Below are 13,667 nucleotides of genomic sequence, written 5' to 3' on the forward strand. Positions count from 1 at the left end.
AACCGAAAATGTCGACGTCGACAACTGCGCCCACCAGGTCGTGCTCAAACTCGAACAGATGGGCCTGATCGCGGGGTGAATTAAGGGGCCGCATTCGAGGATGCGGCCTTTGCCATGCTGACGGCAGTTATGCGGACTTTGCTGCCGTTCAGATTTTATGCCGAAATATCAATATGCCCACTCGGTGTAGGCAAGCCAGCAGCCAAAAGAAAATACCACGATTGTTAGGCACCACTTCAAAAAGGTGAAATTTTTCAGAGTTCTTTGAAGCCAATCGATAAGAGCGCCCAAAACAATTTCCATATTTCTTCATGCTCCACCGACATTTAGAACTTATGGTTCGATTACAGCCCCATCAAGCATTTTGGGCTCGAAGCCGCCATTCAACCTCCCTCGCCCAGCACCGCACGGGCCGCACGCCCGTAAAGATCGCCGTACTCCGCCGCCGTATCCTGCATGGCGACCACAGCGGGTGCGCGCGCTTCGAAGTCTTGGGCGGATGCGGCCTCCATTGCGGCCTTCACCTCGGCCTCGCTCTTGCACAGAATCATGCCTGACGTGTCAAAGAAGTCGCCAATATTGGGACAGCCCCAGTAGATCGGCACACAGCGGCACAAGACCGCGTCCACCAGCTTCTCGGTGAAATAATTTGCCTCGCGCACATTCTCGATAACTACCGAGTACCGATAGGGGGCCAGCCCATCCGCTTTTGCGGCAAAGGGGGTATAGCCACGCCCCAACACGTCCAGATCCATGTCTTGCCCGCGCGCCCAATCCACAATCGCATGACGCAGCCGATGCCCTTCCTGCGAGCGTTTGTCAGACGCGATCAGCGACATCATCCGGGTCTTGGACGTATCCAGATCGCGCCATTCGGGCACCCAAGTGCTCCCAAAAGGGAAAAATACGCCGTTCGGGATCTCGGACAGCAACGCGTCATTATGGCTCAGCACCTTGTAGAACCTTCCATGCGAGCGGCGCAGCGAGTTCAACTGGCCGCCGTGGATCGCCTCAGGCTCCAGCACCATGACCGACACGCGCGCGCGGATGCCAAAACCGGGGCGCCAGTGTAGTGATTTGCGGGGGAAAACGATCAGATGGTCGCGCGGCTCGAGATCGGCCAGCGTCTGGTCTTTGATCCCCTCGGGCGCGCCCAAGGGCCAGATGAGCCGTTCCAGCGCGATACGGCCAGGCCGCACGCCCAGCTTCATGTCGTGGGGCAGGACCGCCACCTTGGGCGCAGGCTGGGACATTTCATCGCTCCGCAGAGAAAACCGCCCCTCCCATACGCGACGGGGCGCGCACCGGCAACCTGCCCATGCGCGCCCCAATCTTCACCTTGGCGAAAATACTAATGCGCCGTTCACCCCCGGCGCTATCCTCAATGCACCGTCACAGGCTCCAGATCATGCTGGCGCGCCAGCACGAAGGCCATCTTGCGGTCGCTGACCAGCGCGAGGCGCTCGCCTTCTTCGCTGTGCACGGCGTAAAGCGTGGTCAAATCGCCCACCTGGCTCTGTACGTCCTCCGGCAGATCCTCGACCGCGACCGAGCGGACGTAGGCGATGCGGTGGCCCGCCTCATGCGGAAATTCAAATTCGGTATCCATGATATTGCCTCCTTTAGACGGCTATTATTGGCCCCGTTTGTTGATCTTGATCGTCTGAACAACTGTCTCGGGTTGGGCGCGGGTCAAGTCGATATGCAAAAGCCCGTTCTCCATAAGCGCTGCACCTACTTCGACCCCGTCGGCCAGAACGAAGCTGCGCTGGAACTGCCGCGCCGCGATGCCGCGATGCAGAAATATCCGCTCTCCCATATCGGCGCCTTGGCGGCCCCGGATCACCAGTTGGCGATCCTCGACCGTGACCGACAGATCCTCGTCGCCGAAGCCTGCAACGGCCAGCGTGATGCGATAGGAATTCTCGGAAGTCTGCTCGATATTGAAGGGCGGATACCCTTCATTCCCGGATTTTGCGCTGCGCTCCAGCAGCCTTTCCAGCTGGTCGAACCCCAGCATATAGGGGTGCGCCCCCAGCGTCAGTTTCGTCATGTGCCACGTCCTTGCGTCAAGCGACTGGTCAGTATAGCGCCGCCCCATGCATCGGCGGCGGCGCCTTGATCTAGAATATGGGCGCTCGTGCGCAGCGGTGCAAGGGCTAGGCGGTAGGCGGTTTTCGGCGTAAACTCGCGCGGTCCATCACGGTCAGGAATCACGCCTCATGAATGCCTATAGCGAACTTGCAATGAAATCCGACGACGTGCTGCGCGTCGAGCTTGAGCAATTTCGCCGCGAGCACCGCGATCTGGACATTGCGATCGAGGCGCTGGAAGAGCGCACCGTGCGCGATCCTTTGACGATCAAGCGCCTGAAACAGCAGAAATTGCGCCTCAAGGACCGCATCGCCTATATCGAGGACCGCCTCCTGCCCGATATCATCGCCTGATCGCGCGTTTTGCCGCGCAGTGGTGGTAGACGCCCCAGCCCGGCCCGCCTATGGTTCGCGCCTGATTCATGAGGGGGCGCAGGATGCCAAAAATCGAGGTCGGGATCATCATGGGCAGCCAGTCGGACTGGCCCACGATGAAGGAAGCGGCGGACATTCTGGACGCGCTCGACGTGCCTTACGAGACGCGCATCGTGTCGGCCCACCGCACGCCCGACAGGCTCTGGTCCTATGGCGCCGAGGCGGCATCGCGCGGGCTCAAGGCGATCATCGCGGGAGCCGGGGGCGCGGCGCATCTACCGGGCATGATGGCCTCCAAGACGCGCGTGCCGGTGATCGGCGTGCCGGTTCAAACCAAGGCGCTCTCGGGCGTCGACAGCCTCTATTCTATCGTTCAGATGCCCAAGGGCTACCCGGTCGCCACCATGGCCATCGGCGCGGCGGGTGCCGCCAATGCGGGCCTCATGGCCGCCGCGATCCTCGCCAATGGCGACGCGGAGCTGGCCCAGCGGCTGGACGCCTGGCGCGCCGCCCTCTCGGCCTCCATCCCCGAGGAGCCATCCAATGACTGAACCGCTAAAAACCGGCGCGACCATCGGTATCCTGGGAGGCGGTCAACTGGGCCGCATGCTCTCGGTCGCGGCCTCGCGGCTGGGGTTCAAGACCTGTATTTTCGAGCCGGGCGAGGGCTGCCCCGCCTCCCATGTCGCCGACCGTCATATCGCTGCGCCTTACGAGGACGAGGGCGCGCTGCGTATCTTTGCGGATGCCTGCGACATCATCACCTACGAATTCGAGAATATCCCCACTTCCGCGCTGGATATTCTGGAAAAGCTGCGGCCCGTCTACCCCGACCGACAGGCGCTGCGCGTCAGCCAGGACCGGCTGGTGGAAAAGGCGTTTCTCAACAATCTGGGCCTCAAGACAGCGCCTTTCGCTGCTGTCGATGATGACGTCGACATCACCGAGGCGATGGCCGAGATCGGGCTGCCCGCGATCCTCAAGACGCGCCGCTTTGGCTATGACGGCAAGGGGCAGGCCCGGCTGAAGGACCCCAATGATGCCAAGGCCGCGCTGGCCGATATGAACGGTGCCCCGGCCATTTACGAGGGCTTCGTCGATTTCAGTCACGAGGTGTCGGTGATCGCCGCACGCAATGCGGCAGGCGATGTGTCGGCCTATGATCCCGGCCAGAACGTGCATGAGGGCGGCATTCTGCGCACCACCACCATCCCGGCCAAACTGACCCCTGCGCAGCGCAGCGACGCGGTGCTTCTGGCCGCACAGATCCTGAACAAGCTGGATTACGTGGGTGTCATGGGGGTCGAGCTGTTTGTCACGCCCGAAGGCCTCATCGTGAACGAGATCGCCCCGCGCGTGCATAACTCGGGGCATTGGACGCAGAACGGCTGCACCGTCGACCAGTTCGAGCAGCATATCCGCGCCGTCGCAGGCTGGCCTTTGGGCGATGGCAAGCGTCACTCCAACGTGGTGATGGAGAATCTGATCGGGGGCGACATGGACCGCGTGCCGGAACTTGCGCGCGATGGCAGCTGCGCGCTGCATCTCTATGGCAAGGCAGAGGTGAAGCCAGGCCGCAAGATGGGCCATGTGAACCGCGTGACCGGCCCGGCGTAACGCCTAGCCGCGCCGCTTGCGCTCCACTTTTCGCCCGGTCTTGGCCGCCTTCTTCTTCGCCGCGCCCAGCTTGCGCTTGGGCGGTTTGCCACGGCCACGGCCACGCCCGCCGACTCGGCCGCCTTCGGGCATTTCCTTGCCCTCGACCGATATTAGGTCCAGCGCGATACCGCCGGTGACCGGCAGCGCCTCGGCCAGCTTGACCGTGACACGCTGGCCCAGCGTGATGATGCGCCCCGAATCCGCGCCCATCAGCGTGGCTGTATCCGCGTCGAAATGGAAATACTCGTTGCCGATATTGCGCACCGGGATCAGGCCATCGGCGCCCGTCTCATCGAGCCGCACGAAGGCGCCAAATTTGGCCACGCCGCTGATGCGGCCGGTAAATTCCTCGCCCACGCGCTCCGACAGGAACGACGCCAGGTAACGGTCATTCGTGTCCCGCTCGGCCATCATGCTGCGTCGCTCGGTGTCCGAGATATGCTTGGCCGTGCCCTCCAGCTGCTCCTCATCCGCCGAAGTCAGCCCGTCATCGCCCCAGCCATGGGCCGAGATCAGCGCCCGGTGCACGATCAGGTCCGCATAGCGCCGAATGGGCGAGGTGAAATGCGCGTAGGATTTCAGGGCGAGGCCAAAATGGCCGAAGTTCAAGGGCGCGTAGTAAGCCTGTGTCATGGCGCGCAGGGTGCTCATGTTGATCTGCTCGGCATGGTCGGTGCCCGCCGCGCCGTGCAGGAGCGCGTTCAGATGCGAGGTGCGCAGCACCTGCCCCTTGGCCAGTACCAGCCCCGCCGCCTCGGCGACCTCACGCAGCGCGTCCAGTTTGTCCTCGGAAGGCTCTTCGTGGACCCGGAACAGCAGCGGCGATTTTTTTTCATTCAGCGTCTCGGCGGCGGCGACATTGGCCAGCACCATGAATTCCTCGATCAGTTTGTGCGCATCCAGCCGCTCGGTGAAATTGACGCTGATCACCTTGCCTTCCTCGCTCAGCATCACCTTGCGCTCGGGTAGGTCCAGGTCCAACGGCTGGCGCGTGCCGCGCGCGTGTTTCAGCGCGTCATAGGCAGCGTAGAGGGGGCGGATCACGTCGTCCATCATCTCGGCGCAGCGCTCGGAAGGCTGGCCATCCATCGCCGCCTGCACCTCCTGATAATTCAGTGATGCGCCCGAGCGCATGATGCCCCGGTGGAAGCTCTGGTCCAGCTTGTGTCCGAACTCATCAATGCGCATCCGCACGGCGATACAGGCGCGCGGCACGCCTTCGTGCAGCGAGCAGAGATCGCCCGAAAGGCGATCGGGCAGCATCGGCACAACGCGGTCCGGGAAGTAGCTGGAATTGCCCCGCTTGCGCGCCTCGGTATCGAGCGCGCTGCCCGGCGTCACGTAATAGGCCACATCCGCGATGGCGACCCAGATCACATGGCCGCCCGCATTATCCGGCGCGTCGTCGGCATGGGCATAGCAGGCGTCGTCATGGTCCCGCGCGTCACTGGGATCAATGGTGACCAGCGGCAGGTGACGCAGATCCTCGCGGCCCTTGAGGCCGGCAGGCTTTTGCGCGTCGGCCTCGGCGATCACGGCCTCGGGGAAATTATCAGGGATGCCGTGCTGGTGGATGGCGATGAGCGAAACGGCGCGCGGCCCCGAGGGATCACCCAGCCGCGCGGTGATGCGCGCGCGCGGCAAGCCCATGCGGCCCTTCGGCCCTGCAGCTTCCGCCTCGACCAGCTCGCCATCCTGTGCGCCGCCTGTTTGCGCGGCGTCGACCTGCCATTCCTTGCCCTGTCCCTTGTCGATGGGCAGGATGCGCCCGCCCTCGGCACCCTTGCGAAAGATGCCCAGCACCTTGAGCGGGGTATGCCCGATGCGCCGGATCAGACGCGCCTCATAATGGTACGCCTCACCCTTGACCTGCTGGAGCTTGGCGAGGATGCGCTCGCCCTCGCCAAGCGCTGGATCGGAGGCGCGTGGCATCAGCAGCACCACCGGCTCGACGCCTTCGCCATGCCATTCCAAAGGCTTCGCCAACTGGTCGCCGTCGGGCGTCGAGCCCATGACCTGCAGCACGCTGACGGGCGGCAGGCGATCCGGATCGCGATAGGTCTTCTTGCGCTTTTCCAGATGGCCCTCGGCCTCGAGCTCCTTGAGGATGCGCTTGAGGTCGATCCGCGCGGCGCCTTTGATGCCAAACGCCTTGGCAATCTCGCGCTTGGCGCCGAGGGTGGGATTATTTTCGATCCATTGCAGGATCTCGGCTTTGGTGGGCATCTGGTTCATTTCCACTGCGTATCACGGCGCCGAGGCCGCCGAAACAGCTATTCAGAGGAGGCCAGATCGGCGACGGTATCAACGTCACGCAGGGTATCGACCTGGGCAATGCGCGCGCCTGGCAGGGTGGCGATGCTGTCTTGCAAGGCATGCTCGGTAGACCAGCGCACGCCCTTAAGGAAACTTGACGGAATGGCTCGGCTGCGCTTTAGCCCGATCAGCCAATAGCCGCCATCTGGCGCGGGGCCGAAGACGGCCTCGTGTCCGCCCAGCGCGTCAAAGGCGCGGGCAATGTGGGCGCGTCGGATGCCCGGAATGTCGCCCCCGATAATGCAGACAGGGCCGCGCCCCACGCCGCGCATAAGCCGCGCCATCCGCGCGCCCAGATCGCCCTGCCCCTGACCCACACGTGACAGATGGGCAGGCCACACCCGGCTGGTCCTTCCCTCGCGATCAGGCGCGACCGCCAGCACTACCCGCCAGCGCGGATCCTCGACCTCGCGCAGAAGGCGCGCGGTCTGGTGGCGAAACCACCAGGCGGCGACGGTCATACCGATATCTTTGCCCAGTCTCGATTTTACACGGCCCGGGCGCGGCTCTTTCAGCATGACGACCAGCGTCGGGCGGATCATCCGGCGAAGTAATCGCGCAGGATGCGGCCGTAGATCGCCTTCAACTGGTGGATCTGCTCGATGCTCACATTCTCGTCCACCTGATGCATCGTCTTGCCGACAAGGCCGCATTCCACGACTGGGCAATGATTCTTGACGAACCGCGCATCCGAGGTGCCACCCGAGGTGGAGAGGACGGGACTGCGCCCCGTTTCGGCCTCGACCGCGCGCACGATCCGGTCCGAGAAATCGCCCGGCGGCGTCAGGAACGCCTCGCCGGAGTTTTTCACTTTCAACTCGCCGGTGACGCCCATCTCGTCGCAGATGGCATCCAACTGGCCCTGCAGCCATTCGGTCAGGCTGTCGCCGCTGTGGATGTCATTGTAGCGTATATTCACCGTCGCGCGCACCGCCGCGGGGATGACGTTGGTCGCGGCATTGCCGGTGTCGATGGTGACCACCGCCAGCGTCGAGGGGTCGAAATGATCGGTCCCCTCGTCGAGCGTGTGCGAACTGATCCGGTCCACCAGCCGCGCCATTGCCGGCAGCGGATTGACCGCGCGGTGCGGATAGGCGGAATGGCCCTGTTTGCCGGTGACGGTGATCCACGCGCTCAGCGAGCCTCGACGCCCGATCTTGATCATGTCGCCCATCTCTTCGGGGCAGGTCGGCTCGCCCACAAGGCAGACATCCATCGCCTCGCCCTTGCCCTTCATCCAGTCCAGAATCGCAGTGGTGCCGTCCAGCGCATCGCCCTCCTCATCACCCGTAATGGCGAGGATCACGGCCCCATCGGGGGGCGTCTGTTGCACGAAATCCACGGCGGCGGCGGCAAAGGCCGCGACCCCCGATTTCATATCCGTCGCCCCACGTCCCCACATCATGCCGTCCTTCACTTCGGCACCGAAGGGCGCCACGGTCCAGGCCGCCTCGTCACCCAGAGGCACGACGTCTGTATGCCCGTTGAAGCCGAAGCTGCGCGCCGTGCCCTTTGCACCCCAACGTGCGTATAGATTGGCAATTCCGCCACGATCGACGCGCCAGCAGGCAAAGCCCGCCTGGCTCAGCAGATCCTCCAGCAAGCCCAGCGCGCCGCCCTCCTCGGGGGTCACGGAAGGGCAGCGGATCAGCGCTGCGGTCAGCTCGGCGGGGTCGATGGGGGTGTGGGTCATGGGGGCCTCGGGATGCGGTTGTGATGGGCGAATGGCTATCCCGGTTGCAGCGTCTTTGCAAATTCCGCGCGATCGCCGTGAAAAAAGTTAACTTCGCGGCAAAAGATGGGTATTCTCGGGGTCATAAAAATCAAAGACCCGAGGCAGGGCACATAAGGCATAGGGGGCACGAGCAGTCCCCGACATCACAGGGCGCCAGCTGGCACCCGTGAAACGGCTGCGCTGATCATCTTTGCGGCCCCGTGCCTGTTGCGTCCGTCTCGGCCTGGAACTTGGGGACGGCATATGGTTAGCGGCACGGAAATACCCATCGACAGAGGCGCGAGCGCCATGGAAATGGCGCAGGAGATGTTCGGCCCCGACATCATCATCGAAAGCGCCACTTATACAGGTGATAACGACAGCTCGGGTATCTACAGCAATGGCGACACGATTTCACCGGGCGTGATGCCTGGCAATACGGGTGTCATGTTCTCGACGGGAGATCTGCGCGGCTTCACAGGCAGCAGCCGGTGGTGGCAGGGCGGCTCAAACACCAGCACGAACCAGACGACAAATTCGAGCGGCCCCAACGGCGTAGACTCTTTCGACGACGCTGCAGGGGCGCCGACCTATGACGCCTCCTACATCGATGTCGATTTCACGCCCTCGGGCGATATGCTGACCATGCAGTTCGTCTTTTCCTCGGATGAGTATCCGGAATACGCGGTGGGCGCGTTTCAGGATTTCGTCGGGGTCTGGATCAACGGCCAACAGGTTCAACTGAGCGTCGGCGATGGCGATGTCGATCCAAACAACCTCAATGCCGGCTCCAACGGCAACCTCTTCATCGACAACACAAGCGACCAGTACAATACCGAGATGGACGGCTTTACCGTCAATCTCACCCTCAAGATTCCGGTGATCCCAGGTCAGACGAACTCGCTCCGCATCGGCATCGCGGATGTGACGGACTCCAATTACGATAGCACGCTGATCATCGCGGGCGGCAGTATCCAAAGCTCGGTTCTGGCCTTCGACGACACGACCAAGCTGGATCCCTTCGGCTCGAAATCGCTGGATGTGCTGGCCAACGATACCAACAATGGCAGCGGCAGCCTGACGATCACCCACATCAACGGGCAGGCTGTCAGCGTCGGCGATTCCGTCACCCTGAACAGTGGACAGACGGTCCAGCTCAATGCCGACGGAACGCTGGGTCTGACCGGGGATGGCGATGAGGAAGAGTTCGCCTTTACCTACACCGTCGAGAATTCCACCGGAATCAGCGATACCGGCTTTGTCCTGGTCGATAGCGTGCCGTGCTTTGTTGCGGGCACCATGATCCGCACAGTTGATGGGGAAAAGCCGGTCGAAACGCTGGTTCCGGGCGACATGGTGATAACCCGCGACGACGGCGCGCAGCCGCTACGCTGGATTGGCAGACGGCGCATCGCGGCGACGGGCGATTTTGCCCCTATTCACATCAAAGCGGGCACCTTCGGCGATCATGGCGCACTGGCGCTGTCGCCGCTGCACCGCGTTCTGATCCGCGACAGCCTGGCCGAGCTTCTCTTTGGCGAGGGCGAGGTGCTGGTGGCGGCGCGCGATCTGGTCAATGACCGCTCGGTGCAGCGCGTGCCGGGCGGCGAAGTTGAATATGTGCACATCCTCTTTGACCGCCACCAGGTGGTCTATTCCGAGGGGCTCGAGACCGAGAGCTTCCTTCCCGGCCCGCAGACGGCCCGCAGTTTCGAGGCCCAAATGGTCGAGGAGATATGCGCGATCTTTCCTCAGCTTTGCCCCGAAACCGGAGCAGGCTACAGCCCCGCCGCGCGCCGCACCCTCAAACGCTATGAGGCCCAGCTCTTGATGGCCGGGACACGGGCGGCCTGACATGGGTTGGATCGGCATCGCCAATCACGAGGGCGGCAGGTTCGACGCCGCAGGACTGGGCCATACGCCGCAATCCGAAGCGCAGCCCCTGACCGGCACCGCCCATGCGGGCACGATCCTGATCGACACGTACCTCTCGCCAGATGCGCGCCCGCAAACCCTGCTCAGCTTTCGCCGTGCGGCGCCCGAGGGCGGGACGCTGTCGCTGCAGGTGGTACCCAGCGGCGGGATCGTTTTGATCGACGAGTTGGGCAATGACGTGCGACACGCCGCACTGAACCACGATCTCGACGGGCGCAGCGATCAGGTCCGGGTGCGCTATGCCTGGGATGACGCGGCCGAGGGCGGGATGCTGACGCTCAAACATCTTTCCAGCGGGATGATCCGCCGCGCGCCAGTGGCGCCGGGCCATCCGGTCGCGCTGGAGGACCTGCGCATGTTGACTCGTTTCCCCGCGCATCGCGTGATGGACCCCGATGTCAGCTTTGTCGCCGTCTCGGACCGGATCGAGCCGATCGGCGCCATGCCGGGCCTGACAGGCGGCGTGCCCATCGCCACCCCGCGCGGCGAGGTGCCCGTGTCGCGCCTCAAGCGCGGCGATACGGTGCTGACCGCGTCGGGAGACGTGGTGCCGATCCTGCGGATGGTATCGCAATGCGTGCCCGCCTATGGCTCGCTGCGACCTGTCCGGCTGCGCGCGCCCTTCTTCGGGCTGCGCCGAGATATCGTCATAGCGCCGCATCAGAGGCTGGTGATCGGCGGAAGCGAGGTGGAGTACATGTTCGGCACCGAGGCCGCCCTGGTGCTGGCGCGCCACCTCGTCAACGGCTCGTCTGCCTATCATGCCACCGGACCGGACCTCGTGACCTATCACCAGATCCTTTTGCCCGAGCATCAGGCCATCATCGCTGGCGGATGCCCGGTCGAGAGCCTTTACATCGGGCGCCTGCGCCGCGACCGCGACGCGCTGGCCGCCTCGGCCCTCGGCGGGCTTGACGCGGCGCGCCTGCCTGAACATGCACGCCCGATCTGGCCGGTGCTGAAGCCGTTTGAAGCCCGCACCCTTGCCATGCGGCGCGCGGCCTAAGCCTCGCCCGGGTCCAGATCCAGCGCCTCATCCCGGCCCGCGTCATCGAAGAAGGGCGTCATCTGCGCAACGATCACCGCGTTCTCATCCAATGCCCGCTGCATCAGCGCGCGGTCTTCTTCGCCGATCTCGTGGCCGCCCTCTTCGCGCTCGGCCAGTGTGCCGTAGCCGCTGACATCGAGGGGCGCGGTATCGGCCTGCTTGAGGATCGCGACCGTCTCGCGCACGGCCTCCGCCTCGTCCACGCCGCTGGCGTAGATGAGCAGGGCCGCGCCAGTGGCGCTCTTGGGCAGGCCGTCACCGGTTTTGCGCCCGATCTCGACCAGGAGGGTATAGACCTCCTGCCGTTTGGGCTTGCCTTTGACGTTATCCGTGGCTTTGTCTGATTTTGTCATGGCATCGCTCTAGAGCGGCAGCAGCGTGCGGTCAATCGCCGGGCATCGCTTAACCAAACAGCTCGACACCCAATGCGGTCGCATAGATCGCCATCAACGCCACACTCTCCATGCCGATCCGGGCTGGGCCCTGCCGCTGGCGAACGATCAGCCCGGCCAGCAGGACCGAAGTCATTAATAATCCCGTCGCCAACCAATAGAGATCATTCTGCTCGACCGCGTGATAGATAGAGCCGTCGCGATAGGCGATATCGGCTCCTACAAGGAACAGCGTGTCGAACGTATTGCCGCCAATAATGCCGCCCACGGCCAGTTGCAGCGCCCCGCGCCGCACAGCGACAAGGGTAGTCACCAGCTCGGGCAGCGACGTGATGACAGCGGTGCCCAGCGCGCCCACGAGGCTGGAGGCCAGGCCATAGCGCGCGATCAGCGACTGCCCCGACTGCCCGATCACCCAGCCGCCCACAGCCATCACCAGGACCAACGCGGCAAAGATCATCGCCGGTTTCTGGACCGAGCGGCGCGCCTCCTCGGGATCCTCGGGCGCATCCTCGCGCGTCTCATCGGTATCCACGGCTTCCCACATGGGCCGCTCGCGCACCTCGGCGGACAGGCGCACACCGAAAAGATAGGCCCCGAACAGCAGGAGCGACACGGGATGCACCCCAAGATAGGCCAGATCCGGCCCCGCGATCGCCGCCAGCGGCATACTGAGCAGGATGATCAGCATCACGGCCTGAAAAAGGTTCGCCGGCTCGGCAGCCGCGTGTTCCAGATTCGTGCCTTTATGCAACAGATCCGCCACCGCCAGAAACAGCGTTTGCGCAGCAATCCCGCCCACGGCATTGGAAAAGGCATAGCTGGCATCGCCCGAGGCGGCGGCATCCACCGATACGATCACCCCGGCGATCGACGTGGCCCCGCCCAGGATAAGCCCGCCGATCAGCGCCTCGCCCATGCGCGACCGGTCGGCGATGATATCGGCCAGCCGTGTCGCGCGGATCGACGCGCCGACCACGGCAGCCCCTGCAAGGAACGTCGCGATCAGCAGATAGGGCAGCGGCAGAGCGGCAATCATGCCCTGTCAACGCGGCGGCGGGCGCCGCGGGTTCCCGCCGCGCCCGAAAACATCAGGTGCGCAAGAGCTCGTTGATCGACGTCTTGGAGCGCGTCTGTGCATCCACCCGCTTGACGATGACCGCGCAGTAAAGGTTCACGCCGTTCTTGGACGGCATCGAGCCCGAGACGACGACCGACCCGGCGGGCACTTCGCCATAGGTGAACTCACCCGTTTCGCGGTCCACGATCTTGGTCGACTGGCCGATATAGACGCCCATACCCAGAACGCTGCCCTCGCGCACGATGCAGCCCTCAACCACCTCCGAGCGCGCTCCGATAAAGCAGTTATCCTCGATGATCGTAGGCCCCGCTTGCATCGGCTCGAGCACACCGCCGATACCGACGCCACCCGAGAGGTGGACGTTCTTGCCGATCTGCGCGCAGCTGCCGACCGTAGCCCAGGTATCGACCATCGTGCCGCTATCCACATAGGCGCCCAGATTGACGAAGGACGGCATCAGCACCACGCCCGGCGCGATATACGCGCTCTTGCGCACGATGCAGTTAGGCACGGCGCGAAAGCCGGCGTCGGTCCATTCGGTTTCGCCCCAACCCTTGAACTTGCTGTCGACCTTGTCCCACCAGCCGCCGCCCTGCGGGCCGCCCGATTGCGGCTCCATGTCCTTGATGCGGAACCCCAGCAGGACGGCCTTCTTGGCCCACTGGTTGACGTGCCACGTGCCATCGTCGCCGCGTTCGGCCACGCGCAGCTTGCCGCTGTCCAGCGCGCTCAGCGTCGCCTCGATCGCCTCGCGCGTCTCGCCGCCGGTAGCGGAATTGATCGTATCGCGCGCCTCCCAGGCGGCCTCGATTGCGGTTTCCAGCTGCGCGTTGGACATTGCGGCACTCCTCAAGCGTTTTTCCCGCCTTCGCGTATAGGCACAGGCGCCGCGCCGCGCAATGCAGCAAAAGAAAATGAAGATGCAAGCCACTTCCCGCGCACAATCTGGACAGTGTCCGTACAAGGGTATTTGGGCCAAGAAAAAACACCACAGGATGCAGTTCGCGCATGGTCCTGCTTTTTCTTGGAAAAATACCCAAACCCACCGGGCGCC

At 63.8% G+C, this 13,667-nt stretch carries 14 protein-coding genes; 5 read left to right on the plus strand and 9 right to left on the minus strand.

The window, feature by feature from the left end:
• Window positions 1-383: 383 nt before the first annotated feature.
• The 3 genes from ACEWPM_RS14845 to ACEWPM_RS14855 form a co-directional block, all read right to left on the minus strand.
• Window positions 384-1,253: a hypothetical protein gene (locus ACEWPM_RS14845; RefSeq protein ID WP_393962827.1), complete on the minus strand. Its 870-nt coding sequence runs from the start codon at window positions 1,251-1,253 to the stop codon at window positions 384-386.
• Window positions 1,254-1,381: 128 nt separating this feature from the next.
• Window positions 1,382-1,609, minus strand: coding sequence for a DUF1150 family protein (locus ACEWPM_RS14850; RefSeq protein WP_393962828.1), 228 nt, complete (start codon window positions 1,607-1,609; stop codon window positions 1,382-1,384).
• A 24-nt stretch (window positions 1,610-1,633) separates the two neighbouring features.
• Complete coding sequence (locus tag ACEWPM_RS14855; protein ID WP_393962829.1) at window positions 1,634-2,053, minus strand: Hsp20 family protein; 420 nt, start codon at window positions 2,051-2,053, stop codon at window positions 1,634-1,636.
• A 169-nt stretch (window positions 2,054-2,222) separates the two neighbouring features.
• Between ACEWPM_RS14855 and ACEWPM_RS14860 the strand changes: the two genes are divergently transcribed.
• From ACEWPM_RS14860 to ACEWPM_RS14870, 3 genes are all read left to right on the plus strand, one after another.
• Entirely contained in the window at window positions 2,223-2,447 is a 225-nt protein-coding gene (locus tag ACEWPM_RS14860) for a YdcH family protein (protein WP_393962830.1), read from the plus strand.
• Between the two features lie 83 nt (window positions 2,448-2,530).
• Window positions 2,531-3,019 carry a 5-(carboxyamino)imidazole ribonucleotide mutase gene (purE, locus tag ACEWPM_RS14865; protein ID WP_393962831.1) on the plus strand — a complete coding sequence of 163 codons (489 nt, stop codon included), beginning with the start codon at window positions 2,531-2,533 and terminating at the stop codon, window positions 3,017-3,019.
• The gene (locus tag ACEWPM_RS14870) at window positions 3,012-4,085 is read left to right on the plus strand and encodes a 5-(carboxyamino)imidazole ribonucleotide synthase (RefSeq protein ID WP_393962832.1); all 1,074 of its coding nucleotides are present in this window, start codon (window positions 3,012-3,014) and stop codon (window positions 4,083-4,085) included. The genes purE and ACEWPM_RS14870 overlap by 8 nt, the downstream gene beginning before the upstream one ends.
• A gap of 3 nt (window positions 4,086-4,088) precedes the next feature.
• On the opposite strand, the gene rnr is transcribed toward ACEWPM_RS14870, so the two are convergent.
• From rnr to dapE, 3 genes are read right to left on the minus strand one after another with little or no spacing between them, the layout of a single operon-like run.
• A complete protein-coding gene (gene rnr / locus ACEWPM_RS14875; protein ID WP_393962833.1) occupies window positions 4,089-6,362 on the minus strand; it encodes a ribonuclease R in 2,274 nt (757 codons plus the stop codon).
• A gap of 38 nt (window positions 6,363-6,400) precedes the next feature.
• Window positions 6,401-6,982, minus strand: a complete 582-nt coding sequence (locus tag ACEWPM_RS14880; protein WP_393962962.1) for a TIGR04282 family arsenosugar biosynthesis glycosyltransferase — start codon at window positions 6,980-6,982, stop codon at window positions 6,401-6,403.
• Complete coding sequence (dapE, locus tag ACEWPM_RS14885) at window positions 6,982-8,136, minus strand: succinyl-diaminopimelate desuccinylase (RefSeq protein WP_393962834.1); 1,155 nt, start codon at window positions 8,134-8,136, stop codon at window positions 6,982-6,984. Before dapE ends, ACEWPM_RS14880 begins: the two co-directional genes overlap by 1 nt.
• A 285-nt stretch (window positions 8,137-8,421) precedes the next feature.
• Between dapE and ACEWPM_RS14890 the strand changes: the two genes are divergently transcribed.
• Together ACEWPM_RS14890 and ACEWPM_RS14895 are read left to right on the plus strand one after the other, a co-directional pair.
• Window positions 8,422-10,011, plus strand: coding sequence for a Hint domain-containing protein (locus ACEWPM_RS14890; RefSeq protein WP_393962835.1), 1,590 nt, complete (start codon window positions 8,422-8,424; stop codon window positions 10,009-10,011).
• 1 nt (window position 10,012) lies between these two features.
• Window positions 10,013-11,098: a Hint domain-containing protein gene (locus ACEWPM_RS14895; RefSeq protein WP_393962836.1), complete on the plus strand. Its 1,086-nt coding sequence runs from the start codon at window positions 10,013-10,015 to the stop codon at window positions 11,096-11,098.
• Here the strand turns inward: ACEWPM_RS14895 and ACEWPM_RS14900 are convergent.
• Genes ACEWPM_RS14900 through dapD form a run of 3 tightly spaced genes read right to left on the minus strand, consistent with a single transcriptional unit; the run spans window position 11,095 to window position 13,451 of the window.
• Window positions 11,095-11,493, minus strand: a complete 399-nt coding sequence (locus ACEWPM_RS14900; protein ID WP_393962837.1) for a hypothetical protein — start codon at window positions 11,491-11,493, stop codon at window positions 11,095-11,097. The genes ACEWPM_RS14895 and ACEWPM_RS14900 overlap by 4 nt on opposite strands.
• A 49-nt stretch (window positions 11,494-11,542) precedes the next feature.
• On the minus strand, window positions 11,543-12,571 hold the full coding sequence (locus ACEWPM_RS14905) for a sodium:calcium antiporter (protein ID WP_393962838.1): 1,029 nt from the start codon (window positions 12,569-12,571) through the stop codon (window positions 11,543-11,545).
• A 52-nt stretch (window positions 12,572-12,623) separates the two neighbouring features.
• Window positions 12,624-13,451: a 2,3,4,5-tetrahydropyridine-2,6-dicarboxylate N-succinyltransferase gene (dapD, locus tag ACEWPM_RS14910; RefSeq protein WP_393962839.1), complete on the minus strand. Its 828-nt coding sequence runs from the start codon at window positions 13,449-13,451 to the stop codon at window positions 12,624-12,626.
• Between the last annotated feature and the right edge of the window lie 216 nt (window positions 13,452-13,667).

It is taken from the genome of Roseovarius maritimus (assembly GCF_043355895.2).
Taxonomy (GTDB): Bacteria; Pseudomonadota; Alphaproteobacteria; order Rhodobacterales; family Rhodobacteraceae; genus Roseovarius; species Roseovarius maritimus.

What these genes read in the sequence shown, in the direction of transcription:
- ACEWPM_RS14845 (WP_393962827.1), bottom strand. Translation starts at nt 1,253, where the DNA reads ATGTCCCAGCCTGCGCCCAAGGTGGCGGTCCTGCCCCACGACATGAAG.
- ACEWPM_RS14850 (WP_393962828.1), bottom strand. Translation starts at nt 1,609, where the DNA reads ATGGATACCGAATTTGAATTTCCGCATGAGGCGGGCCACCGCATCGCC.
- ACEWPM_RS14855 (WP_393962829.1), bottom strand. Translation starts at nt 2,053, where the DNA reads ATGACGAAACTGACGCTGGGGGCGCACCCCTATATGCTGGGGTTCGAC.
- ACEWPM_RS14860 (WP_393962830.1), top strand. Translation starts at nt 2,223, where the DNA reads ATGAATGCCTATAGCGAACTTGCAATGAAATCCGACGACGTGCTGCGC.
- purE (WP_393962831.1), top strand. Translation starts at nt 2,531, where the DNA reads ATGCCAAAAATCGAGGTCGGGATCATCATGGGCAGCCAGTCGGACTGG.
- ACEWPM_RS14870 (WP_393962832.1), top strand. Translation starts at nt 3,012, where the DNA reads ATGACTGAACCGCTAAAAACCGGCGCGACCATCGGTATCCTGGGAGGC.
- rnr (WP_393962833.1), bottom strand. Translation starts at nt 6,362, where the DNA reads ATGAACCAGATGCCCACCAAAGCCGAGATCCTGCAATGGATCGAAAAT.
- dapE (WP_393962834.1), bottom strand. Translation starts at nt 8,136, where the DNA reads ATGACCCACACCCCCATCGACCCCGCCGAGCTGACCGCAGCGCTGATC.
- ACEWPM_RS14890 (WP_393962835.1), top strand. Translation starts at nt 8,422, where the DNA reads ATGGTTAGCGGCACGGAAATACCCATCGACAGAGGCGCGAGCGCCATG.
- ACEWPM_RS14895 (WP_393962836.1), top strand. Translation starts at nt 10,013, where the DNA reads ATGGGTTGGATCGGCATCGCCAATCACGAGGGCGGCAGGTTCGACGCC.
- ACEWPM_RS14900 (WP_393962837.1), bottom strand. Translation starts at nt 11,493, where the DNA reads ATGACAAAATCAGACAAAGCCACGGATAACGTCAAAGGCAAGCCCAAA.
- ACEWPM_RS14905 (WP_393962838.1), bottom strand. Translation starts at nt 12,571, where the DNA reads ATGATTGCCGCTCTGCCGCTGCCCTATCTGCTGATCGCGACGTTCCTT.
- dapD (WP_393962839.1), bottom strand. Translation starts at nt 13,451, where the DNA reads ATGTCCAACGCGCAGCTGGAAACCGCAATCGAGGCCGCCTGGGAGGCG.